At 61.1% G+C, this 23,695-nt stretch carries 22 protein-coding genes; 13 read left to right on the forward strand and 9 right to left on the reverse strand.

All coding sequences use genetic code 11. The features are described 5' to 3' along the window. The 7 genes from AC3WS7_RS06100 to AC3WS7_RS06130 form a co-directional block, all read right to left on the reverse strand. Positions 1-1,034, reverse strand: a 1,034-nt coding sequence (locus AC3WS7_RS06100; protein ID WP_492655741.1) for a retention module-containing protein, incomplete at its 3' end; no start/stop codon positions are given. A gap of 93 nt (positions 1,035-1,127) precedes the next feature. Continuing rightward, positions 1,128-1,763 (reverse strand): response regulator transcription factor, encoded by a 636-nt coding sequence (locus tag AC3WS7_RS06105; protein ID WP_492655742.1) that lies wholly within the window; start codon positions 1,761-1,763, stop codon positions 1,128-1,130. Beyond that, positions 1,760-3,175, reverse strand: coding sequence for an HlyD family type I secretion periplasmic adaptor subunit (locus AC3WS7_RS06110; RefSeq protein ID WP_492655743.1), 1,416 nt, complete (start codon positions 3,173-3,175; stop codon positions 1,760-1,762). Before AC3WS7_RS06110 ends, AC3WS7_RS06105 begins: the two co-directional genes overlap by 4 nt. Then, entirely contained in the window at positions 3,175-5,358 is a 2,184-nt protein-coding gene (locus AC3WS7_RS06115; RefSeq protein ID WP_296472417.1) for a type I secretion system permease/ATPase, read from the reverse strand. Before AC3WS7_RS06115 ends, AC3WS7_RS06110 begins: the two co-directional genes overlap by 1 nt. 6 nt (positions 5,359-5,364) lie before the next feature. After that, positions 5,365-5,688: a hypothetical protein gene (locus AC3WS7_RS06120; protein WP_296472419.1), complete on the reverse strand. Its 324-nt coding sequence runs from the start codon at positions 5,686-5,688 to the stop codon at positions 5,365-5,367. Between the two features lie 131 nt (positions 5,689-5,819). Next, positions 5,820-6,938 carry a tRNA 2-thiouridine(34) synthase MnmA gene (mnmA, locus tag AC3WS7_RS06125; protein ID WP_296472421.1) on the reverse strand — a complete coding sequence of 373 codons (1,119 nt, stop codon included), beginning with the start codon at positions 6,936-6,938 and terminating at the stop codon, positions 5,820-5,822. Between the two features lie 91 nt (positions 6,939-7,029). Then, the gene (locus AC3WS7_RS06130; RefSeq protein WP_296472423.1) at positions 7,030-7,527 is read right to left on the reverse strand and encodes an NUDIX hydrolase; all 498 of its coding nucleotides are present in this window, start codon (positions 7,525-7,527) and stop codon (positions 7,030-7,032) included. A 177-nt stretch (positions 7,528-7,704) separates the two neighbouring features. Here AC3WS7_RS06130 and AC3WS7_RS06135 point away from each other — a divergent pair, with 177 nt between their 5' ends. The 4 genes from AC3WS7_RS06135 to AC3WS7_RS06150 all read left to right on the forward strand — a co-directional run bounded on the left by AC3WS7_RS06135 (position 7,705) and on the right by AC3WS7_RS06150 (position 13,384). Beyond that, positions 7,705-9,312 carry a Re/Si-specific NAD(P)(+) transhydrogenase subunit alpha gene (locus AC3WS7_RS06135; protein ID WP_492655744.1) on the forward strand — a complete coding sequence of 536 codons (1,608 nt, stop codon included), beginning with the start codon at positions 7,705-7,707 and terminating at the stop codon, positions 9,310-9,312. Positions 9,313-9,324: 12 nt separating this feature from the next. Next, a complete protein-coding gene (gene pntB / locus AC3WS7_RS06140) occupies positions 9,325-10,737 on the forward strand; it encodes a Re/Si-specific NAD(P)(+) transhydrogenase subunit beta (RefSeq protein ID WP_296472427.1) in 1,413 nt (470 codons plus the stop codon). 105 nt (positions 10,738-10,842) lie between these two features. Then, the gene (locus tag AC3WS7_RS06145; protein ID WP_492655745.1) at positions 10,843-12,516 is read left to right on the forward strand and encodes a long-chain-fatty-acid--CoA ligase; all 1,674 of its coding nucleotides are present in this window, start codon (positions 10,843-10,845) and stop codon (positions 12,514-12,516) included. 103 nt (positions 12,517-12,619) lie between these two features. After that, a complete protein-coding gene (locus AC3WS7_RS06150; protein WP_492655746.1) occupies positions 12,620-13,384 on the forward strand; it encodes a 5'-methylthioadenosine/adenosylhomocysteine nucleosidase in 765 nt (254 codons plus the stop codon). 46 nt (positions 13,385-13,430) lie between these two features. Here the strand turns inward: AC3WS7_RS06150 and corA are convergent, their stop codons facing one another. After that, positions 13,431-14,417: a magnesium/cobalt transporter CorA gene (gene corA, locus AC3WS7_RS06155; RefSeq protein WP_296472431.1), complete on the reverse strand. Its 987-nt coding sequence runs from the start codon at positions 14,415-14,417 to the stop codon at positions 13,431-13,433. 201 nt (positions 14,418-14,618) lie between these two features. On the opposite strand from corA, the gene AC3WS7_RS06160 reads away from it, so the two are divergent. From AC3WS7_RS06160 to hprK, 4 genes are all read left to right on the forward strand, one after another. Continuing rightward, complete coding sequence (locus tag AC3WS7_RS06160) at positions 14,619-15,842, forward strand: MFS transporter (RefSeq protein WP_492655747.1); 1,224 nt, start codon at positions 14,619-14,621, stop codon at positions 15,840-15,842. A 177-nt stretch (positions 15,843-16,019) separates the two neighbouring features. Further along, positions 16,020-16,349 (forward strand): ribosome hibernation-promoting factor, HPF/YfiA family, encoded by a 330-nt coding sequence (gene hpf / locus AC3WS7_RS06165; protein ID WP_296472434.1) that lies wholly within the window; start codon positions 16,020-16,022, stop codon positions 16,347-16,349. 92 nt (positions 16,350-16,441) lie between these two features. Then, positions 16,442-16,909: a PTS sugar transporter subunit IIA gene (locus AC3WS7_RS06170; RefSeq protein WP_296472437.1), complete on the forward strand. Its 468-nt coding sequence runs from the start codon at positions 16,442-16,444 to the stop codon at positions 16,907-16,909. 22 nt (positions 16,910-16,931) lie between these two features. Beyond that, positions 16,932-17,879, forward strand: a complete 948-nt coding sequence (gene hprK, locus AC3WS7_RS06175) for an HPr(Ser) kinase/phosphatase (RefSeq protein WP_105259402.1) — start codon at positions 16,932-16,934, stop codon at positions 17,877-17,879. A 12-nt stretch (positions 17,880-17,891) separates the two neighbouring features. On the opposite strand, the gene fur is transcribed toward hprK, so the two are convergent. Then, the gene (gene fur / locus AC3WS7_RS06180; protein ID WP_296472440.1) at positions 17,892-18,329 is read right to left on the reverse strand and encodes a ferric iron uptake transcriptional regulator; all 438 of its coding nucleotides are present in this window, start codon (positions 18,327-18,329) and stop codon (positions 17,892-17,894) included. 82 nt (positions 18,330-18,411) lie between these two features. On the opposite strand from fur, the gene AC3WS7_RS06185 reads away from it, so the two are divergent. From AC3WS7_RS06185 to leuS, 5 genes are all read left to right on the forward strand, one after another. Then, complete coding sequence (locus AC3WS7_RS06185; protein WP_296472442.1) at positions 18,412-18,969, forward strand: outer membrane protein assembly factor BamE; 558 nt, start codon at positions 18,412-18,414, stop codon at positions 18,967-18,969. Positions 18,970-18,993: 24 nt separating this feature from the next. Continuing rightward, positions 18,994-19,797 carry a 4-hydroxy-tetrahydrodipicolinate reductase gene (gene dapB, locus AC3WS7_RS06190; protein WP_492655748.1) on the forward strand — a complete coding sequence of 268 codons (804 nt, stop codon included), beginning with the start codon at positions 18,994-18,996 and terminating at the stop codon, positions 19,795-19,797. Next, the gene (locus tag AC3WS7_RS06195; protein ID WP_492655749.1) at positions 19,794-20,435 is read left to right on the forward strand and encodes a MotA/TolQ/ExbB proton channel family protein; all 642 of its coding nucleotides are present in this window, start codon (positions 19,794-19,796) and stop codon (positions 20,433-20,435) included. The genes dapB and AC3WS7_RS06195 overlap by 4 nt, the downstream gene beginning before the upstream one ends. After that, positions 20,432-20,863 carry an ExbD/TolR family protein gene (locus tag AC3WS7_RS06200; protein ID WP_492655750.1) on the forward strand — a complete coding sequence of 144 codons (432 nt, stop codon included), beginning with the start codon at positions 20,432-20,434 and terminating at the stop codon, positions 20,861-20,863. The genes AC3WS7_RS06195 and AC3WS7_RS06200 overlap by 4 nt, the downstream gene beginning before the upstream one ends. Before the next feature lie 81 nt (positions 20,864-20,944). After that, positions 20,945-23,695, forward strand: a complete 2,751-nt coding sequence (leuS, locus tag AC3WS7_RS06205) for a leucine--tRNA ligase (protein ID WP_296472450.1) — start codon at positions 20,945-20,947, stop codon at positions 23,693-23,695.

Raw genomic sequence — 23,695 nt, forward strand, 5'->3', positions numbered from 1 at the left:
GGGCTGACGCTGTACTGCAAGAAATTGCCATTGGCCTCGGCCACGGTGGTGGCGTCGCTGATGACAACGGAAGCGGTGGCGTCGGCATCGACATTGGGGTTATCGGTGCCGCGGTCATCGGTGATGGAGCCCGAGCCGGTGTCGCCGGTGGAGACCAGGGGATTGGAAGAAGAGCCTGCGCCCAGGATGAGGGACTCGGTGGACTCGGTGAGAGCGTCATCGATGACGGCCACGCGGACCTGCACGGCGGAGCCGGCAGCGGGCAGGGAGATCTGGTTGCTGGCGGGCACGGCAGTCCATGTGACGCCGTTGTCGGTGGAGAACTGCAGGTTGTTGTAGTCGACGCCGTTGGAGGCGGAGCCGGCCAGACTCAGGGTGACGGTGGTGTTGGCCGCCACGGGGTTGGAGAGGCTGACGCTGTACTGCAAGAAATTGCCATTGGCCTCGGCCACGGTGGTGGCGTCGCTGATGACAACGGAAGCGGTGTTTGTAGTTGTGGTCGCAGTGGTACTAGGTAATGGTGAATCCTGTGCAGTTCCACCCAATGGGTCATCCAGCAAGTCCCCTGTTGGGGAGTCTGCGTTGCGCTGGATACCCAGAGACGCAAGTTCTTCGCTAATGCGCACCAGGCGCACAAAACTGTGTGACTCTCCGCCTTCACCGCCGCCAAGTCCCGCGGCGGTGGCTTCCAACTCTGCGGACAGATCCCCAGTTCCGGTGGTCAAGGCGCGGGCAACTGCTTCTGCGCCACTGTTGAGGTCTTTGAGTGCCGCTTCCGTGGGGTCGGTCGGTGCGATGCCGAGCAAGTTTGCATCCAGCAGCAGTTCGCGGCCGGAGGCAATACTCAGTGGTTGGCCATTGGGTAAGGCAAGTTCCAGGATTGAACCATCTTCCGTGGCAACGATTTGGCCTTCCTGAACCTCATCGCCGAGCTTCAAGGTGCGTCGGCTGCCATCCGCATTGACGATCCAAGCCTTGCCTTGCAGGATCACAACAACGCCACGTGCTTGGGCGGTAACTTGGTTGGCAGCCATACAAACTCCAGAATTCAGCGAATTGATATCCGCTAACTCTAGGGCACTGGGGGCGGGCTGCCTATTGTCCTCAAGTACAGGGTGTGTGAACTTTTACTGGATTCCGTGCACCTTGAGTGCCAGCTGCAGGCGGTCTGCAATCCCCAATTTTTCAAATACTGCGCTCAAGTGGGCCTTGACGGTTCTTTCTGAGATGCCGCACTGATTCGCGATGTCCAGGTTGGAGGCAGCTTTGGCTGCCAGCAAAGCGACCTGCTTCTCGCGCGCGGTCAGATGCAGGGCCCAAGTGTCGGTGGGGGGCGTTCGTGCAGCTGCGTGGTTTGCGGTCTGAATTAGTCTTTGCATCAGATTGGGGCCTATCCAGACGTGCCCAACCCGAACAACTTGCTCCACTTGGCGCAGCGTGGCCGCGTCGGCGTAGGCATGGCAATACCCCGCACAGCCAGCATCCAGTGCGGCGACCGCTTCCGCATCCTTGGGATTGGAGCTGGTGGCCACCACACGTAAGTACGGGTGGTGGAGCAACGGTGCCCAACTGGGATGGTTCCATGCAGGCAACTGGGGGGTGGACATGTCGACCCAGAGCAGGCTGGGCCCACCGATCGCACCAAGTGCAAGGGTATTCAGCGATTCGTGCACCACCCCCTTGTCGCCTCGCAGCGCCTTCCTCCAGTGCGACAACAGTCCCGCATCCTGGCTGAGAAAAAGCCCTTTGGCAGCTCCATTCATCGTTCGGTCAATGCCTTTGCCTTGGCGCGCAGAATGGGTTTGAGCAAATAGGACAGTACCGTCTTCTTGCCGGTCAAGATGTCGACTTCGGCCACCATGCCAGGAATGATGGGGAGCTTCTGTTGGCCAATGGTATTGGAAAGGGTGCGAACACGGACCACAAAGTAGGCATTGCCTTTTTCATCTACCACGCTGTCTGCGCCGATTTGTTCCAAAGTGGCTTCCAGCCCTCCGTACACCGCAAAGTCGTAAGCGGTGAATTTCACCAGTGCTTTCTGTCCGGGTCGCAAGAACGCAATGTCACGCGGCAAGACTTTCGCTTCCAGCAACAGGGCGTCATCGGACGGAACCAGTTCGATGACATCTTTGCCGGGTTGAACGACCCCGCCCACCGTGTTGACTTTGAGTTGCTTCACCGTGCCGTTCACGGGAGAGCGAATTTCGGTTTGCTTGACCCGGTCTTCCAGCGCAGTGCTCCCCTCTGACAGCGTGCTCAGCTTGGCATTGACTTCGCTGAGCTCCGAACGGGCAACGTTGCGGAATGTGAGTTCTATTTCCTGGATCTTGCGGTTGGCCTCGGCTACGGCGGACTCCAGCCGCGGTATATCGGAGTTGGCGCTGTCCCGCTCTCCCCGGTAGCGGGCGACGTCGCGCTCCAGCCGTAACAGCTCTACATCGGAAACTGCGCCCGTGCGGACCAGGGGGCGTGTCATTTCCAACTCCCGCGCCGTCAGGGTGTAGCTCTGCGCAGCTTGCTCGCGGCGTGCTCGTATGGACACCAACTCTTGGGAGCGCTGCGTAGACTGCTGGCGCGCCACGCCAATCGTGGCATCCAACTCCGCCCGCCGTGATTCGTACAGCGCACGTTCGGCTTCCACAATTTCGGGCGCCTGTTGTGCGACTTCTTCGGGGGGGATGAAGCGGGAGCCTTCGGCCAAGGCGCGTAAACGGGCCCCTTTGGCCAGCAAGGCCAGGTATTGGGACTGGTTTTCACGCAATGACGACACCATGCGTGTGGGGTCCACCTTCAGCAGCAAGTCACCGGTTTTTACGGTTTGTCCCTCGCGCGCCAGAATTTCGGACACGATACCGCCGTCCAGGCTTTGCAGAATCTGGATCTGGCGCGAGGGGATGACCTTGCCTTCCCCGCGTGTCACTTCATCGAGCACGGCAAACGCAGACCACAGCAACAGCACCACCAACGAGGCCACACTCAGCCAAATGACAATGCGCGCGCCTTTCGGGGTTTGCTCCGCAATCGCCCAGTCTGCATTCGCATCGAAGTCGCCATCCTGCTCGCTGTGTTTTCCAACCACCGCGAGCATGCCGCGGTCTATCCAGAACGAGCTCCAGGCATAAAAGCGGTCCCATACCTTTTTCCAGCGTGACTGGGGATCGGTTTCAGCCTGCATCAGGCGGCCCTCCCTATGCGGCCACTTTGCAGCGCCTCGACGACTTGCGTCTTGGGCCCATCGGCCATGATCTGGCCGTTATCGATCACAATCAAACGGTCGATCAACTCCAACAGCGAGGTGCGGTGGGTCACCAGCACCACAGTTTTGCCCAGTGTGAATCGGCGCAGGCGGGCTTTCAGCAAGTCCTCACTCTGGTGGTCCATGGCACTGCTGGGTTCGTCCAGCAGCAAAATGGGTGAATCATTCAGCACCGCACGGGCAATGCCCACAGCCTGTCGTTGCCCGCCAGAGAGTGATTCCCCGCGCTCGCCAATAGGCATATCAAAGCCGCGCGGATGGCGGTTGGCAAACTCGGTAACGCCCGCGATTTCGGCGGCGGCGATCACATCCTGGTCATCGGCAAACGGGGCACCCAGCGCAATGTTCTCTTTCAGCGTGCCGTAAAACAAGCTCACGTCTTGCGAAACAAATCCTGCGGCCCGGCGCAGCTCAGCCGGATCAATTTGACGCGAGTCAATGCCATCAATCAGGATGGCGCCTTCGGTGGGTTGGTGCAATCCCAGGATGAGGCGTTGGATGGTGGACTTGCCTGAGCCCACACGTCCGATGAAGGCGACTTTTTCGCCGGCATGGATCTTGAAGGACACATGGCTGAGTACCGCCTGTTGTTGACCCGGGTAGGTGAAGCTGACGTTCTTGAATTCGATGGTGCCCTGGAAGCCTGTGCGATGCAGAAAGGTGGCATCGTCGGCCCGTTCCGGTTGTGTCTGCATATGGGTGTCCACAGAAGCCAAGCCACTCTTGGCGCTGTGGTACTGCATGAGCAAGCCAGCCACTTGACCAAACGGTGCCATGGCGCGCCCGGCCAGCATGGAGGCCGCAATGATCGCCCCCATGCTGATCTGGTTGGACATCAACAGGTACACGCCCACGATGACCGTGGTCACGGAGACCAGTTGCTGCATCATTTGCGCAAAATTCAGGGTACCGCTGGACAGCAGCTTGAGTTTGGCGCCGTGCTGCGCCAGAAACACGGTGGATTGTTCCCATTTGCGCTGGAAAGCGCTCTCGGCCACCATGAATTTGATGGTTTCAATGCCCACCAAGCTCTCCACCAGAGTCGCGTTGCGCTGGGCGCCCGCGCGCTGGGTGACTTCTACCAGCTCCTGCATTTTTTGCTGCACAACCAAGGAGGCCAGCAGCAGCAGCGCAATACATACCAGCGGCGGAATGAGCAGCCAGGGTGATATCCACGCAATCACCAACAAAAACACCAGCACAAACGGAAGGTCGACCAGCGTGGTGATGGACGCCGATGCCACAAAATCCCGCACCGCTTCGAAGGCCCGCAGATTGGCCGCAAAAGAGCCAACCGAAGCCGGGCGGTCGGCCATGCGCAAGCCCAGCACCCGCTCCATGATGCGGGACGACAGCGTCACGTCGATGCGCTTGCCGGCGGTGTCCAGAATGTATGCGCGCAGAATGCGCAGCACCATGTCAAAGCCCATCATCAGCAGGACACCAATGGACAGGACCCACAGCGTTTCCTCTGCCCGGTTGGGCACCACGCGGTCGTACACCGTCATGGAAAACATGGGCATGGCCAGTGCGAAGACATTGATCAGCAAGGCTGCCAACAGGCTGTCGCGGTAGAGGCGCCAGTTCTGGAACACAACCCCCCAAAACCAATGCCCCGACTTGACTTGGCCGGTCTGCGGGTTGCGCGGTTCGAACTTGAAAACCGGGCGCACGAAAAACACCACACCAGCAAACAAAGCCTCCAGTTCGGCCTTGGGCAGCACATCACTGGATTCGCCGCCCTCGGGGAAACGTACCCGGGCGTTGCCGTCGTCCATCCACTCCAGCAGCAGGCAGGCCTGCTTGTCTTTGAGCAACAAAATGGCTGGCAACAAGCCGGGGCGCAGGTCGGACAGTTCGCGGCGTGCCAGGCGCGCGGTCAGGCCGGCCCGTGCTGCGGCCCGTGGGAGTAGGGCGGGCGTGACCACATTGCCTTCCAGTGGCAGACCGGCGGAGAGGGCTTCCTGAGTGGTTGCAATGCCGAAGAGCCGGGCAATGGCGACGACGCTGTCCAGCAAGGGGTCAAAGTGGATGCCGTGTTCACCCAAGCGCCATGTGGCAGGTTTTGCGGGTGGTGGTGTTGGGGTGGAGGGAGGCGCCATGGGGGCTCAGAGAAGGCGCTCGTCGCCACCCAGCAAATTCAGCGCGCCGTGCATGCGGTTGCGCAGGCCCTTGCGCAGCATGAGCTTGCGTTGGGCTGCGTCTGGCAAGTCGGTATGGCGGATGACGTTTTTCATGATCAGCGTGTCAATCAGGTCTTCCAGCACACGCACAAATTCGGCGTCCGCTTCGTTAAAGCCAGAGGCACCGCCCTTGCCGCCCAGAAAACGCTGGATATCCGGGTGTTCGTCCGCCAGCATTTCGCCGCCCGGTCGTTCGCTTCGGGCCAAAGAGGCAATAGATCCGTCGCTGTTGCGTAGTACGTGGAACATGGCCGTGGGCTTTCAAGTGGTCCCTGGCGAACTGTATGCAATTCGCTTTTCAAACGATGTTAGCACCGGCTTCGGCAACGCGGATGCCAAAAAAGTCATGAAACCGCTGATTTTCAGGGCGAGACATGGGCTCACGGGTTGGACTGGGCCGCGGCAATGACGCCACCGCCCAGGCACACGTCGCCGTCGTACAGCACGGCGGACTGTCCGGGCGTCACTGCCCATTGGGGGGCAGAAAAGTCAAGTGCAAACGACGTCCCGGGGTCGGGTGCCAAGGTGCAGGGGGCATCGGCCTGGCGGTAGCGGGTTTTGGCGGCCAGATCACCCGGGGCAGGTGGGTGCCCGGCCGTCCAGCTGGCGTCTTGTGCCTGCAGCTGGCTGGACTGCAGCCACGGGTGGTCGTGCCCCTGCACCACCCATAGCGTGTTGCTCTCCATGTCCTTGCGCGCGACAAACCAGGGGGCATGGTCACCGCCGCCGCGCTGCGCGCCTTTGGCCTTGAGCCCGCCAATGCCCAGGCCCTGGCGCTGTCCCAGGGTGTAGAAAGACAGACCGACGTGCTCCCCAATCGTGTGCCCCTTGGCATTCTTGATGGGACCGGGCTCCTTGGAGATATAGCGGTTCAGGAATTCGCGGAACGGGCGCTCGCCAATGAAGCAGATGCCGGTGGAATCCTTCTTTTTGGCGTTGGGCAGGCCAATCTCGTCGGCAATGCGGCGCACCTCGGTCTTGTGCAGCTCGCCCACCGGGAACAGTGTTTTGGACAACTGGGCCTGGTTCAGGCGGTGCAAAAAGTAGCTTTGGTCCTTCGCCGGGTCCAGGCCTTTGAGCAGCTCGTGCTTGCCTGTCGCGTCGTTCAGGCGCACACGGGCGTAATGGCCGGTGGCAATCTTCTCGGCGCCCAGGCGCATGGCGTGGTCCAGAAAGGCCTTGAACTTGATCTCGGCGTTGCACAGGATGTCGGGGTTGGGGGTGCGGCCAGCCTGGTACTCGCGCAGGAATTCGGCGAACACGCGGTCGCGGTAGTCGGCGGCAAAGTTGACGTGTTCAATCTCGATGCCCAGCACGTCGGCTACGGCAGCGGCATCCACAAAGTCGATGTTGGACGAGCAGTACTCACTGTCGTCGTCATCCTCCCAGTTCTTCATGAAGATGCCCACCACCTCGTGGCCCTGCTGCTTCAAAAGGTGGGCGGTCACCGCGGAGTCCACGCCCCCACTCAGTCCCACCACGATGCGTTGTTTGCTCATGGACCCGATTTTACGGGCTGGACTGCGCTTGCTGTTTGGGCATAAAAATGACCTCTAGAGCCCGTGGATATTGCGCAAGCAGCTCCTTTTTTTATAGCGATACCTGAGGCTGCCACAGGCTGGCGTCGGCATAAATCAGTTCCAGCGGGTATCGCTGACCACGCAGATAGTCTTCCATGCATTGCAGCACCAGCGGGCTGCGGTGCCGGGCCTGGCTGGCGCGCATCTCGTCGGCGCTGAGCCATACGGTGCGTTCGATGCCGGTGTCCAGCGTGCGTTGTGCGTCCAAGGCGCCCAGGGTGCCGGCGTAGGCAAAGCGCAGGTAGGTCACATCCTCCAGCCCATCGGCGCGCTGGCGTTGAAAGCGCGACAAGTACAGGCCCACGAGGAAGGTGGGCGTGAAGGCATAGGCCGTTTCCTCTAATACCTCTCGGGAACAACCCTGAGCGGGTGACTCCGCCGGGTCCAGGTGGCCGGCCGGGTTGTTCAGCCGCAGGCCTTCGGGGGTGTGCTCCTCCACCATCAAAAAGCGGCCCTGCTGCTCTATGACAGCGGCCACGGTGACACTGGGTTTCCATCGTTGGTGCATGCCGGATTATGGGCATGCAGGGTTGGGCTGTTTTGCACGCGCCTGCTCCGGGCGCGTCTGCGGGCGGGCGTTTGCGCAGAGAAATTCAGTTAAAGTTGCCGCCCAGTATCCTTTCGCGAAGCTTACCGCTGCGAAAACGCCCCAGGGCCCGCCCCATCCACGTAAAGGAGTCGCTTGATGCAGACCAGTGTTGCCACGGAAACAGGACAGCGTATTGGTATCCCCCGGGAAACTTTCCCGGGCGAAAAACGCGTTGCCACGGTGCCGGAGGCGGTGGAGAAGCTGATCAAGCTGGGCTTTCGGGTCTGTGTGGAGTCGGGTGCGGGTGCTTTGGCCAACTGCGACGACGACAGTTACCGCGCAGCGGGTGCCGAGGTGGTGGCAACGGCCCCAGCGCTCTGGGCCCAGTCCGACATCGTTTTCAAGGTGCGCGGCCCCTCGGCAGAAGAAGTCGGTTTGATGCGCGAAGGCGGCACCCTCATCAGCTTTATCTGGCCCGCCCAAAACCCTGAGTTGCTGCAACAGCTGGCCGCCAAGAAGGCCACCGTGCTGGCCATCGACTCCCTGCCACGCACGCTGTCGCGCGCCCAGAAGATGGACGCCTTGACCTCCATGGCCGGTGTCAGTGGTTACCGCGCCGTCATCGAGGCGGCCAACGCCTTTGGCCGCTTCTTCAACGGTCAGATCACGGCTGCAGGCAAGGTGCCCCCCGCCAAGGTGTTCATCGCGGGTGCCGGTGTGGCCGGTCTGGCCGCCATTGGCACCGCAGCCAGCCTGGGCGCCATCGTGCGTGCCAATGACACCCGCGCCGAAGTGGCCGACCAAGTCACCTCGTTGGGCGGTGAGTTCGTCAAGGTGGACTATGTCGAAGAAGGGGCGGGCGGCGGCGGGTATGCGAAGGTGATGTCCGAAGGCTTCCAGGCGGCGCAGCGTGCGATGTACGCGCAGCAGGCCAAAGAGGTGGACATCATCATTACCACGGCATTGATTCCCGGCAAACCTGCTCCCAAGCTGATTACCGCCGAAATGGTGAAGTCGATGAAGCCGGGCAGCGTGATCGTGGACATGGCGGCCGAGCAGGGCGGCAACTGCGAGTTGACCGAACCCGGCCAGGCGGTGGTGAAGCATGGCGTCACCATCGTCGGTTACACCGACTTGGCTTCACGCCTGTCCAAGCAGTCGTCCACGCTGTACGCGACCAATTTGTTCCGCTTGGCCGAAGAACTGTGCAAAGCCAAGGACGGTGTGGCCAACGTCAATATGGAAGACGATGCCATCCGTGGCCTGACCGTCATCAAGGATGGCCAGATCACCTGGCCCGCCCCTGCGCCCAAGGTTGTGGCGGCTCCGGCCCCCAAGGCCGCCGCCCCTGTGGTGGCAAAGAAGCCAGCCCATGGACATGGCGGTGCAAGCGAGCCCATGTCGGCCAAGAGCCTTGCCCTTTTGATGGCCGTGGCAGCACTGCTGTTCTGGCTGATCGGCAGCTACGCGCCAGCCGCATTCCTGGGGCACTTCACGGTGTTTGTGCTGGCCTGCTTTGTGGGCTATATGGTGGTGTGGAATGTCAAGCCCGCGCTACATACGCCGCTCATGAGTGTGACCAACGCCATCAGCAGCATCATCGCCATCGGCGCGCTGGTGCAGGTCTCGCCGGTGGCGGGTGCGGTGGGGCGGCCCGACAGCCTGATCACCTGGCTCGCTGTTGCGGCCATCGTGCTGACGGCCATTAATATGTTTGGCGGTTTTGCCGTCACCCAGCGCATGCTGGCCATGTTCCGCAAGTAAGGAGACCTGAAGATGTCTGCAAGTTTGGCTACGGTCTCCTACATTGGCGCGACCATTTTGTTTATTCTGAGTCTGGGCGGCCTGTCCAACCAGTCCACCGCCCTGCGTGGCAATCTGTACGGCATGGTGGGCATGGCGCTGGCGGTGTTGGCGACGGTGTTTGGCCCGACGGTAACTGCCGCCGGACTTCCCTGGATTGCTGGTGCCATGGTGCTGGGTGGTGGCGTGGGCCTGTATGCCGCCCGCACCGTACAAATGACTCAGATGCCCGAATTGGTGGCGCTGATGCACAGCATGGTGGGCTTGGCTGCTTGCCTGGTTGGGTTTGCCAGTTACGTGGATACCTCCATCCAGCACACCGGTGCCGAGAAGGTGATCCACGAAGTGGAGATCTACATTGGCATTCTGATCGGTGCAGTCACCTTCTCGGGCTCGCTGATCGCCTTTGGTAAGCTCAACGGCAAGATCGGCGGCAAGCCCTTGTTGCTGCCGGGGCGCCATTTGTTGAATCTGGCCGGCTTGCTGGTGGTGATCTGGTTCGGGCGCGAGTTCATCCAGTCGACCTCTGTGGCCGAAGGCATGGCGCCGCTGGTCGTGATGACCGTGGTGGCACTGCTATTTGGTGTGCACATGGTGATGGCTATTGGTGGTGCCGATATGCCTGTGGTGGTGTCCATGCTCAACAGCTATTCCGGTTGGGCCGCAGCAGCCACCGGCTTCATGTTGTCCAACGACCTGCTGATCGTGACCGGTGCGCTGGTTGGCTCCAGCGGCGCCATCCTGTCCTACATCATGTGCAATGCCATGAACCGCAGCTTCATCAGTGTGATTGCAGGTGGCTTCGGTAGCGCCCCTGCGGCACCCAAAGCGGAAGGCGGGCCAGTGCAGCCGGCTGGTGAGGTGGTTGCCGTGAATGCGAATGAAACCGCCGAACTGCTGCGCGAAGCCAAGGGCGTGATCATCGTTCCCGGCTACGGCATGGCGGTTGCTCAGGCCCAGCACACCGTGTTTGAAATCACCCGCACGCTGCGCGAAAAAGGCGTGAACGTGCGCTTTGGCATCCATCCCGTGGCGGGGCGTATGCCAGGCCACATGAATGTGCTGCTGGCCGAAGCCAAGGTGCCTTACGACATCGTGTTCGAGATGGAAGAAATCAACGACGATTTTCCCGAGACCGATGTGGTCATGGTGATTGGGGCCAACGACATCGTGAACCCCTCCGCCCAGGACGATCCGACCAGCCCGATCGCTGGCATGCCGGTGCTCGAAGTGTGGAAGGCCAAGACGTCGATTGTGATGAAGCGCAGCATGGCCTCTGGCTACGCCGGGGTGGACAACCCGCTGTTCTACAAAGACAACAACCGCATGCTGTTTGGCGACGCCAAGAAGATGCTCGACGAGGTATTGGGTGCGCTGAAAACCTGAAGACCACTGCGCGTCGTGCACGGCATAGGGAAAGCACACGCCCGCGCTGTGCCCCGCACGGTGACAATCCCCGGCTGATTTCAAAAATAGGATGGAGACAAAGACATGACCGATCGCATTTGGCTGAGCAGCTATCCCAAGGGTGTGCCGGCGGACATCAACCCCGCGATGTACCCCTCGCTGGTGGGATTGATGGAAGAGAGCTTCAAGAAGTACGCCGGCCGCGTAGCCTACAACTTCATGGGCAAGGACGTGACTTACGACCAGACCGACAGCCTCAGCCAGGCGTTTGCGGCCTATTTGCAGGGCCTGGGTTTGGTCAAGGGTGACCGCGTGGCGATCATGATGCCCAACGTGCCCCAGTACCCGGTGGCTGTGGCCGGCATTTTGCGTGCCGGTTTTGTAGTGGTGAATGTAAATCCGCTCTACACCCCGCGCGAGCTGGAACACCAGCTCAAGGACTCCGGTGCCAAGGCCATCATCATCATCGAGAACTTTGCCGCCACTCTGGAAAAATGCATCGCAGCCACCCCGGTCAAGCACGTGGTGCTGTGCGCCATGGGCGACCAGTTGGGCTTGCTCAAGGGTGCGTTGGTTAACTATGTGGTGCGCAATGTCAAGAAGATGGTGCCCGCCTATACGCTGATGGGGGCGGTACGCTTCAACGAGGCCATTGCCCGTGGCACCAACGCCCCCTTCAAAAAGCCCGAAACCAAGGCCGACGACGTGGCGGTGTTGCAGTACACCGGCGGAACCACCGGCGTGTCCAAGGGCGCCGTGCTGTTGCACCGCAACGTGATTGCCAATGCGCTGCAGGCCGAAGCCTGGTACGGCCCGGCCATGGCCAAGGTTCCTGCGGATGTGCAGCCCACCTCGGTGTGCGCATTGCCGCTCTACCATATCTTCGCGTTTACGGTGGGCATGATGCTGTCCATGCGCACGGGCGGCAAGCTGATCCTGATTCCCAACCCGCGCGACATTCCGGGTGTGCTCAAGGAACTTTCCAAACACACGATCCACAGTTTTCCGGCGGTCAACACTTTGTTCAACGGCCTGGCCAACCACCCCGACTTCAACACCGTGGACTGGAGTCACCTGAAGGTCTCGGTGGGGGGCGGCACCGCCGTGCAGAGCGCGGTGGCCAAGCTGTGGTTTGAAAAGACCGGTTGCCCCATCTGCGAAGGCTATGGCTTGAGTGAGACATCCCCCATCGCGAGCTGCAACCCCATTACCTCCAACGAGTACACCGGCACCATTGGCATCCCGGTGTCCAGCACCTACATGAAGCTGCTGGATGACGATGGCAATGAGGTGCCTGCTGGTCAGAGCGGCGAGATTGCCATCAAAGGTCCACAGGTGATGGCGGGCTACTGGCAGCGTCCGGACGAGACCGCCAAGGTCATGACCGCAGACGGCTTCTTCAAGTCCGGTGACGTTGGCGTGGTCGACGAGCGCGGCTTTTTCAAGATCGTGGACCGCAAGAAGGACATGATTCTGGTGAGCGGTTTTAATGTGTTTCCCACCGAGCTCGAAGACGTGGTCGCCCAGATGCCGGGTGTCATGGAGTGCGCCTGCGTGGGCGTGGTCGATGCCAAATCGGGCGAGGCCGTGAAACTGGTCATTGTCAAAAAAGACCCCAACCTCAGCGAAGAGGATGTGCGCAGTTTCTGCAAAGAAAACCTCACAGGCTACAAGCAGCCCAAAGTGATTGAGTTCCGCACCGAACTGCCCAAAACCCCGGTGGGCAAGATTCTGCGCCGGGAGCTGCGCGACAAGTGATGCCGTAGCCACAACGTGTTTTTCAAAGAAAAAAAGCGGCCTTCGGGCCGTTTTTTTGCGCCTGCTAGGCTAAGCCCTTCGCTGTCTTTTGTCTGATATCGCCATGTCGAATGCTGTTGCAAACCCCGCCCCTATTGCCATCCTGAGCGCCCTGGCGGAAGAGCAGGCTGGTCTGGTGGAGGCGCTGCAGTCGCCGCTACAGGTGACGCATGCCGGTCGCACCTTCTGGTGTGGCCGCTTGTGGGGCCAACCCGTGGTGCTGGCGTTGTCGCGCATCGGCAAGGTGGCGGCGGCCACTACTGCCACCGCCCTGATTGCCCACTTTGGCGTGGACCGGGTGATGTTCACGGGTGTGGCCGGTGGCGTGGGGGCCGATGTACAGGTGGGGGATGTGGTGGTGGGAGGCTCCTATGTGCAGCATGACATGGACGCCTCACCCCTGTTTCCTCGCTATGAGGTGCCTCTGTATGGCCGGGCGCAGTTCTCTGGCGATGAGATGCTGTGTGGAGCCTTGCTGGCAGCCAGCCGTATGGCGTTGGCCGACATCGCCCATGAGGCGCGTGCGCCCGTGGTGCACCGGGGCCTGATTGCCAGTGGTGACCGGTTTGTGAATGGTGCCGCCGAGGTGGCCGCGCTGGTGGGGGCCTTGGTGACTGCGGGCTACACGCCGCTGGCGGTGGAAATGGAAGGGGCTGCCGTGGCCCAGGTGTGTGCCGACTATGGCGTGCCCTTCGCCGCGGTGCGCACCATCTCCGATCGCGCCGACGATTCCGCCCATGTGGATTTCAGCCGTTTCGTGCGAGAGGTGGCGAGTGTGTATGCGCAACGAATTGTTGAGAATTTTCTTAAATCGCTATCAAAACAATAGCTGTTGTCGCTTGTTCTGTCTGGGCTGGCAGCCTACTTCTCTGTATTTACTTGAGCCAGCCACGTTTGCGGAAGTACCACATGGGGACCAAGGCGCTGGCCACCATCAGGGCTAACGCGTAGGGGTAGCCCAGCGCCCAGTCCAGCTCGGGCATGAATTTGAAGTTCATGCCGTACAGACTGGCAATCAGCGTTGGCGGTAGCAGCGCCACGCTGGCCACCGAGAAGATTTTGATGATCTTGTTCTGGTTGATGTTGATGAAGCCCACTGTGGCGTCCATCAAGAAGTTGATCTTGTCGAACAAGAACGCCGTGTGCGAGTCCAGCGAGTCGATGTCGCGCAGAATCTGCCGAGCTTCTTCGAACTGCTCGGCATTGAGCATCTTGCTGCGCATCATGAAACTCACGGCGCGCCGGGTGTCCATCACGTTGCGGCGGATGCGGCCATTCATGTCTTCGTGGCGCGCGATGGAACCCAGCACCTCGCCCGCCATGGCGTCGGTCACATCCCCGGACAACACCTGGCTGCTGACTTTCTCCAACTCGTCGTAAATGCCTTCCAGCGTATCGGCGGAGTATTCGGCGTCGGCATCAAACAGTTTGAGCAGTACTTCCTTGGCGTCTTCGATCAGTCCCGGAGCGCGGCGCGCACGCATGCGCAGCAGGCGGAACACGGGCACGTCTTCGTCGTGGATGGAAAACAGCACGCCCTTGCTTTTGAGGTTGGCATTCACCAGATTCAGGATGAAGGCCACGCGCACGGTGCGGGGTTCGTTGTCGTCGGCCACCAAAAAGTCACTGCGAATGTGCACATCGCCGTTGTCTTCGGCATAAAAACGCGCAGACTCTTCAATGTCCTCGTCCATCGCATCATCCGGGATGGACAGGCCGTAGTACTGCTTGACCCAGCGTTTTTCTTCCAGCGTAGGTGATTCAAGGTCCACCCAGATGGGTTGGAATTTGGAGAGCTCCTCCAGCGACTCGATTTCTTCCTGAAAAAGGCGGCCGTTGGCGAGCGTAAAGATATTGAGCATGGCTCACTCCCAATGTAATGGTGTCTGCGGTGCGGGTTGGGTGCTTTCAACTCCGATGCAGTGCTGGGAGTTGAAAGCTACCGACTGGGGTAGGTTTCCAAGGAGCGTTCTCCGAGAGTGGTGTTGCCCAAATTATCGCACCGAGATGGGGGTGGTAGAGTGTCCGGCTGCCTATTGCGCTGCACTTCCGTGCGTTTTTCCATGTCCTCTGCACTCACCCCACGACGCGAACTTTGGCTCTTGATCACCTTGGCCGGCATCCAGTTCACCAACATCCTGGATTTCATGATCATGATGCCGCTCGGCCCGGCCCTCACGGCCTTGTTCCGTATCAGTGATGCCCAGTTCGGTTGGCTGGTGTCGGCCTACACGCTGGCTGCGGGGGCGTCCGGTCTCGCAGCCTCGACCTACATCGACCGTTTTGACCGCAAGCGCCTGCTCATGGTGTTGTACGGCTTGTTTGCCCTCTCCACGCTGGCCTGCGGCCTTGCGCCCACCTACGGCAGCCTGATGGTGGCCCGCATTGCGGCCGGCATTTTTGGCGGCGTGCTGTCGGCGCTGAGTCAGACCATCGTGGGGGATGTCGTTCCCTACGAGCGCCGCGGGCGGGCCATGGGCGTGGTGATGACGTCCTTCTCCCTGTCTACCGTTGCGGGTGTTCCCCTGGGCCTGTTTTTGGCCGCACACTTCGGCTGGCACCTGCCGTTTATCCTGATTGCAGCGCTGAGCCTCGTGCTGATGGTGTTCGCCCAGTTGTCCATGCCTTCGCTCAAGGAGCACCTGGCTGCCCAGGCGCATACCTCGTCTTGGGGGCGTATCCGCGACGTGGTCGTGGATCGCAACCACCAGCGGGCCTTTGTGTTCTCGGCCTTGCTGATGTTTGCAGGCTTTACCGTCATTCCCTACATCACCATCTATATGCAGGCCAATGTGGGCCTGCGGGCGGACCAGGTGCCCTACATCTACCTGTGTGGCGGTGTGGCCACCCTGTTGAGCGCGCGCATCGTGGGGCGTCTGGCAGACGGGTGGGGCAAGTTCAAGACCTTTCGCGTGATGGCCGCCGTGGTGCTGGTCCCCATGCTGGCCATCACCCAGTTAGGGCCCGTGGCCATGGTGTGGGTGTTGCTGGTGTCTACGCTGTTCTTTGTCTGCATGAGCGGGCGCATGATCCCCGGCATGGCCATGCTGACCTCGGCTGCCAATCCGGCGTTGCGTGGGACTTTCATGACGCTCAACTCCGCAGTCCAGTCGGGTGCCATGGGGTTGGCGGCTCTGGTGGGGGGCTACATCATCGATCGTGACGCCGCCGGGCTTGTAGAGAACTATGGTTGGGCCGCCGTGGTTGGGGGCTGCGCCAGCGTGTTGACGATCGTGGTTGGGTCCCGTTTGCAACTGCATCCGTCGGCAGAACCGGGGCCCAAGTAAAGAGTCTCTGCATGTTGCATTGCATTACAAAAACCAATTGCAATCACTCACAAACGGGCGCATAGTTGTTCTCAAGACGACCGCAAATAGGGTTCAGAGATTTCGGATTTTTAGTGTGAGCGCCGACCACCGCAAGTGGAAGGCTTTGTCAACCCTGAGAGCAACTGGAGGCTATTTATGAATTTGACGATCAGCGGTCATCACCTTGAAGTTACCCCCGCACTGCGCAGTTATGTCACGACCAAGCTCGATCGCATCATGCGCCACTTTGACCAAGTGGTAGACGTCAAGGTACTACTCACCGTTGAGAAGCAAAAGGAGAAGGAGCGACGGCAGCGCGCCGAATGCAACATCCACGTCAAGGGCAGCGACATGTTTGCGGAAAGTGCCCACGAGGATTTGTATGCGGCCGTTGATGAGCTGGTGGACAAGCTGGATCGCCAGGTGGTTCGCCACAAAGACCGTTTGCAAAATCACCACCACGAGGCCCCGAAGCGTTTGATGTAAGGCCCGAGGCAAGCGCCAAAGCGCTAGAGACAGCCACCCAAAAACCGCCCTTCCACGGGCGGTTTTTTTGTGTGCATAATTCGCCTCACACCATGAACCGACTCGCGTCCATCCTCTCCGCTTCGCAAGTTCTTGCGCAAGTCGATGTCACCAGCAAAAAACGTGCTTTTGAAGAAGCCGGTCTGCTGTTTGAGAATCTCCACGGCCTGAGCCGTGCACTGGTCACTGACAGCCTGTTTTCCCGGGAGCGCCTGGGGTCCACCGGTTTAGGGCATGGCGTAGCGATCCCCCATGGTCGTATCAAGGGTCTCAAGGCTCCCATGGCTGCAGTGTTTCAGCTGGCCAAGCCGATTGGTTTTGACGCGCCGGACGATGTGCCCGTCAGTTTGCTGATTTTTCTGCTGGTGCCCGAAGCGGCCACCCAGAAACACCTTGAAATCCTGTCGGAAATTGCCGAATTGCTCAGCGATGCCAGCCTGCGTGAGCAGCTCACCGCTTGCGGCGATGCCGGCCAGTTGCATAGCCTGATTACGGGCTGGCAATCTGCACGGGCCGCTTGACTTCCCCTAGCCGAGCAGTGCCTTGAAACCCACCGCGGTCAGCGCAGACGCCCTGTTTGAAGAATTCCGGGCGTACCTGCGTTGGGAGTGGGTGGCCGGTTTGGGGGCCTCAGAGCGCCGGTTCGACGAAGTGGCCATCAGCGCTGCCCGTTCCGGGGCCGACTTGGTGGGCTACCTCAACTACATCCATCCCTACCGGGTGCAGATTTTGGGTGAGCGCGAAATCACCTACATCACCAATGCCACGCCCGAAGACTGTGCACGCCGCATTTCCCGCATCGTGACATTGGAGCCGCCTGTGCTGGTTTTGGCAGATGGGCAAGCGGCGCCCCAAGCCCTGCTGTCTATGTGCGAGCGAGCGCAAATTCCGATGTTCGCCACCAAGGAGTCTTCGGCTTTCGTCATTGATGTGCTGCGTGCCTACCTGTCCAAACACTTTGCGGAACGCATGTCCATGCACGGTGTGTTCATGGATATTTTGGGCTTGGGCGTGCTCATTACTGGCGAGTCCGGCTTGGGCAAGAGCGAGTTGGGTCTGGAGTTGATCTCCCGCGGCAACGGCCTGGTGGCCGATGACGCGGTGGACCTGTATCGCATCAACCAGACCACGATTGAGGGGCGTTGCCCCGAGCTGCTGCAAAACCTGCTGGAAGTGCGTGGCATCGGCCTTTTGGATATCCGCGGTATCTTTGGCGAAACTGCGGTGCGCCGCCGTATGCGCCTCAAGCTCATCGTGCACTTGGTGCGCCGAGAAACGCTGGAGCGTGAATACGAACGTATCCCCTATGAGCCGCTCACCCAGGACGTGCTGGGCATTCCGGTGCGCAAAGTGGTGATTCAGGTGGTGGCTGGTCGCAACATCGCGGTGCTGGTGGAGGCTGCTGTGCGCAACACCATCCTGCAGCTGCGCGGAATTGATACCTACCAGGAGTTTGTCGAGCGGCACCGCAAGGCGATGTCGCAGGGCTGATCCATCGGCTGTTCAGGCCGACTGGTTATTGCGGTGGGGGCACTTGTCCTTGGTGCAGGTGGCGTACAGGCTCAGTGCGTGGTCTGCAATGGTGAAGCCCTTGGCCTTGGCCACCGCATGTTGGCGCTTTTCAATTTCGGCGTCGTAAAACTCTTCCACCTTGCCGCAATCCAGGCACACCAAGTGATCATGGTGCTGACCTTCGTTGAGCTCGTATACCGCCTTGCCACTCTCAAAATGGCTGCGGCTCAGAATGCTGGCTTGTTCAAACTGTGTCAGCACCCGGTACACGGTGGCCAGGCCCACGTCTGAGCGCTCTTGCAGCAAAACACGGAACACGTCTTCCGCGGTCATGTGGCGTTGCGTGCCGCGCTGAAAAACCTCCAGAATTTTCAGGCGAGGAACGGTGGCTTTGAGGCCTGTGTTTTTGAGTTCGTTGATGTTGCTCATGGCATTCTCCAGGCGCGGGCGCCAGTCTGGCTGGTATAGGCCAGCCGCTACAATCGCGTGATCATATCGTTCCTGACTTTTCATGCCCAATAACCTGCTGCGTGGTTCCCGTTTCCCCTTGGTGGTGCTGGCCTTGGCCGCATTGGCGGGTTGCAGCACACTCAGCAGCACCAGCGACACGATGGCCAAGGCCGCGCAGCGTGTGCAGCCTTACAAAATCGACATCGTGCAGGGCAATGTGGTGACACGTGAGCAACTTGCCGTGCTGCGCCCTGGCATGCCGCGCGCCATGGTGCAGGACGTGCTGGGCTCCTCTTTGCTGGCCAGCGTGTTTCACGCCAACCGCTGGGACTATGTGTTCACCCTGAAGCGCCAGGGCGCGGAGCCCCAGTCGCGCAGGGTGACGGTGTTCTTCAACAACGATGCGCTGGAGCGGGTTGAGGCCGACGAATTGCCTAGCGAGGCGGAGTTCGTGTCCACGCTCAAGTCGTCGCCCAACAAGGGGCCGCTGCCGGCCCTGACGGCGCCGCAAGACAAGCTGCAAAAGTTTCCCGTACCGGCCGCGCCCGAGGCCGGTGCCGCGGCTTCCGCGGTGGCCGATCCGGCGGCCTACCCGCCGCTGGAACCTGCGGCGCAGTAACGTTTTTCTCTACAGGACAGGGACATGACCCACACCATCGCCATTGCTGGCGCCTCCGGCCGCATGGGCCAGATGTTGATTGAAGCCGTGCGTGCGGCCGACGACTGCCGCCTGGGCGGTGCGCTGGACATCGCCAGCAGCCCTGCGCAGGGCCAAGACGCCGGTGCGTTTTTCGGCCAACCAACCGGCGTGCTGATCACCTCCGATTTGCGCGAGGGCCTGAAAGGCTGCGACGTGCTGATCGATTTCACACGCCCAGAAGGCACGCTGGAGCACCTGCGCGTATGCCGTGAGCTCGGTGTGTCGGCCGTCATTGGTACCACCGGGTTTACCGATGCGCAGAAGGCCGAGATTGCGGAAGCGTCCAAAGACATCGCCATCATGATGGCGCCCAACATGAGCGTGGGCGTTAACGTCACCCTCAAGCTGCTGGAGATGGCCGCCAAGGCGCTGTCTACCGGGTATGACATCGAAATTGTTGAGGCTCACCACCGCCACAAGGTGGATGCCCCTTCGGGCACGGCCCTGAAGATGGGCGAGGTGATTGCCGGTGCCCTAGGGCGTGACCTGAAAGAGTGTGCGGTGTACGAGCGTTATGGCGTGACTGGCGAGCGCGATCCGTCCAGCATTGGCTTCGCCACCATCCGCGGTGGCGATATTGTGGGTGACCACACGGTACTGTTTGCCGGCATTGGTGAGCGCATTGAAATCAGCCACAAGTCTTCCAGCCGCGTCACCTACGCGCAGGGCAGCCTGCGTGCCGCGCGCTTCCTGGCCGGGCGCAAGGCCGGGCTGTTCGACATGTTCGACGTATTGAATCTCAAATGAACACCCACCAGCTGTTCCAGGGGGATGCGGTCAGCACCACGGTATCTGTGGTGCTGCTGGGCATGTCGGTCTGCAGCTGGGTGGTGATCTTGTGGAAAAGCTGGTTGTTGCAGCGCGCGGTGCGTGATGTGGCTCGCAGTACCGCTGCGTTCTGGCAGGCGCCCGACTGGGCGCAGGCCCAGGCGGCGGTGCGCACCTTTGACCGCGAGCTGCTGATCAGCCCGCTGGTGGAAGCCACGCAGCAAACGCTGCCCGGTACCTTGGGCGCCGCGGGTGACCGGTCCCAGCAGCTAACCCGTGTGCTGCGCGACGCACTGCATGGCGTGTTGCGCCAGTTGCAAGCCGGGCAGGTTTTGTTGGCCACGGTGGGGGCGACCGCACCTTTTGTGGGCCTGCTGGGCACCGTTTGGGGCATTTACCACGCCCTCCTGGGCATTGCCGGTTCGGGGCAGGTCAGCATCGACAAGATCTCCGGCCCAGTGGGCGAGGCGCTGATCATGACGGCCGCAGGCCTGGCGGTCGCGATTCCTGCCGTGCTCGGTTACAACATCCTGGGGCGCCTCATCGGCCGCATCGAAGCGGACCTGGAAGGCTTTGCGCGCGATCTGCGCGAGCTCTTGTTGACGCAGCGGCCATGAGCTTCGGCCGTCTGGAGCGCACGCCCAGCGCCTCACCCATGAGTGAGATCAACATGACACCGTTGATCGACGTCATGTTGGTGTTGCTGGTGATTTTTATCATCACCGCGCCACTGATGGTCAGTGCCGTGAAGGTGGACCTGCCACAGACCGAAGGCGCCCAAGCCGCTGATGCCCCGCAGTTCGTGGCGCTGGCGCTGGACAAGTCCGGGCAAGCGTATCTGGCCGACCAGCCCATGGCGCTGCCAGCGCTGGCACAGGAGCTGAAGAAGGCCGCCGCCCGTAACCCGTTGACCGAAGTGCAGCTGCGCGCCGACGCCGCCGTGCCCTATGGCCGGGTGGTGGAGGTCATGGGCCTGGCGCATGCTGCGGGTCTGAGTCGCATTGGCTTTGTGGCCACTCCGGAGCCGCCTGCGGCCACGCCCTAGGCTCCCAACCGGCTGCGCTGGCGCAGCGCCTAAAATCTCTCCACGCCTTTTCCACTGGCAGCCCGGCGCTGCCCTTTCCCCATGCAAGACAAGTACCAGCACCTCGACGTAGAAAAATCGGCCCAAGACCATTGGTCCCAACCCCTCTGGAATGGCCAGAACGCCTACCGCGTGACCGAGGACGCTGGAAAGAAGAAGTTCTACGCCTGCTCCATGCTGCCTTACCCCAGCGGCAAGCTGCACATGGGCCATGTGCGCAACTACACCATCAACGACATGCTCACGCGCTACCTGCGCATGAACGGCTACAACGTGCTCATGCCCATGGGCTGGGACGCGTTTGGTCTGCCTGCCGAGAATGCCGCGTTGAAGAACAAGGTGCCACCCGCCCAGTGGACCTACGACAACATCGCCTACATGAAGGGCCAGATGCAGGCCATGGGCCTGGCGATCGACTGGAGCCGTGAGGTCGCGACCTGCGACCCGCAGTATTACAAGTGGAACCAGTGGCTGTTCCTCAAGATGCTGGAAAAAGGCATTGCCTACCGCAAGACCCAGGTGGTGAACTGGGACCCCGTGGACCAGACCGTGCTGGCCAACGAGCAGGTGATTGACGGCAAAGGCTGGCGTACCGGCGCGGTGGTGGAGAAGCGCGAGATCCCTGGCTACTACCTCAAGATCACCGACTACGCGCAAGAGCTGCTGGACCACGTGCAGATGGGCAACGAGAAGGCTACGCTCAATGGCTGGCCCGACCGCGTGCGTCTGATGCAGGAAAACTGGATTGGCAAGAGCGAAGGTGTGCGTTTTGCGTTCCCGCACGACATCAAGGACGCGAGCGGCGCGCTGATTGGCGACGGCCGCATGTACGTGTTCACCACGCGCGCCGACACCATCATGGGCGTGACCTTCTGCGCTGTGGCGCCCGAGCACCCATTGGCCGCACATGCAGCCGTGGGCAATGCGGCGCTGGCCGCCTTCATTGAAGAGTGCAAGCACGGCGGCACCACCGAGGCCGAGCTGGCCACGCAGGAGAAAAAAGGCCAGCCCACGGGCTTGTTTGTCACGCATCCGCTGACCGGCGCACAAGTGCCGGTGTGGGTCGGCAACTATGTGTTGATGGGCTATGGCGATGGCGCGGTGATGGGCGTGCCCGCACACGACGAGCGTGACTTTGCGTTTGCGCTGAAATACGGCATCGAGATCAAGCAAGTGGTGGCGGTGGAAGGCGAAGCCTTCTCGTCCACTGCCTGGGCGGATTCGTATGGCGACAAGCAGCGTGGCGCCACGGTGAACTCCGGCAAATACGACGGCCTGGCCTACAAGGCGGCCGTGGACGCCGTAGCCGCCGACCTGGCCGCCAAAGGCCTGGGCGAGAAGAAAACCACCTGGCGCCTGCGCGACTGGGGCGTGAGCCGCCAGCGCTATTGGGGCACACCCATCCCCATCATCCACTGCGAGGAACACGGCGCCGTGCCCGTGCCGGAGCAAGACCTGCCCGTGGTGCTGCCGCAGGATTGCGTGCCCGATGGTTCGGGTAACCCGCTGCACAAACATGAAGGTTTCCACGCTGGTGTGGTGTGCCCGGTCTGCGGCAAGCCCGCACGCCGTGAGACCGACACCATGGACACCTTCGTGGATTCGTCCTGGTACTTCATGCGCTACTGCGACCCCAAGAACGCGGAAGCCATGGTGGCCGGCGGCACCGACTACTGGATGCGCGACCAACAGCTGGCCACCGGCGGCAGCGGCATGGACCAGTACATCGGTGGCATTGAACACGCCATCCTGCACCTGTTGTACGCCCGCTTCTGGACCAAGGTGATGCGTGACCTGGGACTGGTGAAGGTGGACGAACCGTTCACCAAGCTGCTGACGCAGGGCATGGTGCTCAACCACATCTACAGCCGCCGCACCGCCAAGGGCGGCAAGGACTACTTCTGGCCGCATGACGTGGAGCATGTGCTGGACGAGGCCGGCAAGGTGGTGGGCGCCAAGCTCAAGAACGAAGCCGACAGTGGCGATGGCCGCTTGCCCGTGGGTACCGCCATCGACTACGAGGGCGTGGGCACCATGTCCAAGTCCAAGAACAACGGTGTGGATCCGCAAGAACTGATCGCCAAATACGGTGCAGACACGGCCCGCATTTACACCATGTTCACCGCGCCGCCCGAGGCCACGCTGGAATGGAACGATTCCGCGGTGGAAGGCAGCTACCGCTTCCTGCGCCGCGTATGGAACTTTGGCTACAAGCTGTCTGCTATGGATTCGATAGCTGCTCGCGCAAGCGTGGCGGGCGCTAGCAGCCTAAAAGATGTTGAATTCGGCAAGGAAGCCAAAGCCTTGCGCCTGGAGATGCACACCGTGCTCAAGCAGGTGGACTTCGACTACCAGCGCATGCAATACAACACCGTGGTGTCCGGCGCCATGAAGATGATCAACGCGCTGGAGGGTTTCAAGGCCCTGGATAGCGCGGGCGCCCAGGTGGCGCTGATCGAAGGTTTTGGCATCCTGCTGCGTGTGCTCTACCCCGCCACGCCACACCTGGCGCACACGCTGTGGGCCGAGCTGGGCTATGCCGGTACCTTGGGCGACTTGTTGGACGCGCCTTGGCCGCAGGTGGATGCCTCGGCCCTGGTGCAGGACGAGATCGAACTGGTGCTGCAGGTCAACGGCAAGCTGCGCGGCGCGGTGCGGGTGCCCGCCGGTGCCAGCAAGGAAGCCATTGAGGCCGCCGCCCTGGCCAGCGAGGCGTTCTTGAGCCACGCGGCCGGTGCGCCAGCCAAGAAGGTCATTGTGGTGCCCGGCCGCTTGGTCAACGTGGTGGTCTAA

This window comes from Rhodoferax sp. EU05-FHT12H12 (assembly GCF_058791215.1).

What these genes read in the sequence shown, in the direction of transcription:
- AC3WS7_RS06105 (WP_492655742.1), bottom strand. Translation starts at nt 1,763, where the DNA reads ATGAATGGAGCTGCCAAAGGGCTTTTTCTCAGCCAGGATGCGGGACTG.
- AC3WS7_RS06110 (WP_492655743.1), bottom strand. Translation starts at nt 3,175, where the DNA reads ATGCAGGCTGAAACCGATCCCCAGTCACGCTGGAAAAAGGTATGGGAC.
- AC3WS7_RS06115 (WP_296472417.1), bottom strand. Translation starts at nt 5,358, where the DNA reads ATGGCGCCTCCCTCCACCCCAACACCACCACCCGCAAAACCTGCCACA.
- AC3WS7_RS06120 (WP_296472419.1), bottom strand. Translation starts at nt 5,688, where the DNA reads ATGTTCCACGTACTACGCAACAGCGACGGATCTATTGCCTCTTTGGCC.
- mnmA (WP_296472421.1), bottom strand. Translation starts at nt 6,938, where the DNA reads ATGAGCAAACAACGCATCGTGGTGGGACTGAGTGGGGGCGTGGACTCC.
- AC3WS7_RS06130 (WP_296472423.1), bottom strand. Translation starts at nt 7,527, where the DNA reads ATGCACCAACGATGGAAACCCAGTGTCACCGTGGCCGCTGTCATAGAG.
- AC3WS7_RS06135 (WP_492655744.1), top strand. Translation starts at nt 7,705, where the DNA reads ATGCAGACCAGTGTTGCCACGGAAACAGGACAGCGTATTGGTATCCCC.
- pntB (WP_296472427.1), top strand. Translation starts at nt 9,325, where the DNA reads ATGTCTGCAAGTTTGGCTACGGTCTCCTACATTGGCGCGACCATTTTG.
- AC3WS7_RS06145 (WP_492655745.1), top strand. Translation starts at nt 10,843, where the DNA reads ATGACCGATCGCATTTGGCTGAGCAGCTATCCCAAGGGTGTGCCGGCG.
- AC3WS7_RS06150 (WP_492655746.1), top strand. Translation starts at nt 12,620, where the DNA reads ATGTCGAATGCTGTTGCAAACCCCGCCCCTATTGCCATCCTGAGCGCC.
- corA (WP_296472431.1), bottom strand. Translation starts at nt 14,417, where the DNA reads ATGCTCAATATCTTTACGCTCGCCAACGGCCGCCTTTTTCAGGAAGAA.
- AC3WS7_RS06160 (WP_492655747.1), top strand. Translation starts at nt 14,619, where the DNA reads ATGTCCTCTGCACTCACCCCACGACGCGAACTTTGGCTCTTGATCACC.
- hpf (WP_296472434.1), top strand. Translation starts at nt 16,020, where the DNA reads ATGAATTTGACGATCAGCGGTCATCACCTTGAAGTTACCCCCGCACTG.
- AC3WS7_RS06170 (WP_296472437.1), top strand. Translation starts at nt 16,442, where the DNA reads ATGAACCGACTCGCGTCCATCCTCTCCGCTTCGCAAGTTCTTGCGCAA.
- fur (WP_296472440.1), bottom strand. Translation starts at nt 18,329, where the DNA reads ATGAGCAACATCAACGAACTCAAAAACACAGGCCTCAAAGCCACCGTT.
- AC3WS7_RS06185 (WP_296472442.1), top strand. Translation starts at nt 18,412, where the DNA reads ATGCCCAATAACCTGCTGCGTGGTTCCCGTTTCCCCTTGGTGGTGCTG.
- dapB (WP_492655748.1), top strand. Translation starts at nt 18,994, where the DNA reads ATGACCCACACCATCGCCATTGCTGGCGCCTCCGGCCGCATGGGCCAG.
- AC3WS7_RS06195 (WP_492655749.1), top strand. Translation starts at nt 19,794, where the DNA reads ATGAACACCCACCAGCTGTTCCAGGGGGATGCGGTCAGCACCACGGTA.
- AC3WS7_RS06200 (WP_492655750.1), top strand. Translation starts at nt 20,432, where the DNA reads ATGAGCTTCGGCCGTCTGGAGCGCACGCCCAGCGCCTCACCCATGAGT.
- leuS (WP_296472450.1), top strand. Translation starts at nt 20,945, where the DNA reads ATGCAAGACAAGTACCAGCACCTCGACGTAGAAAAATCGGCCCAAGAC.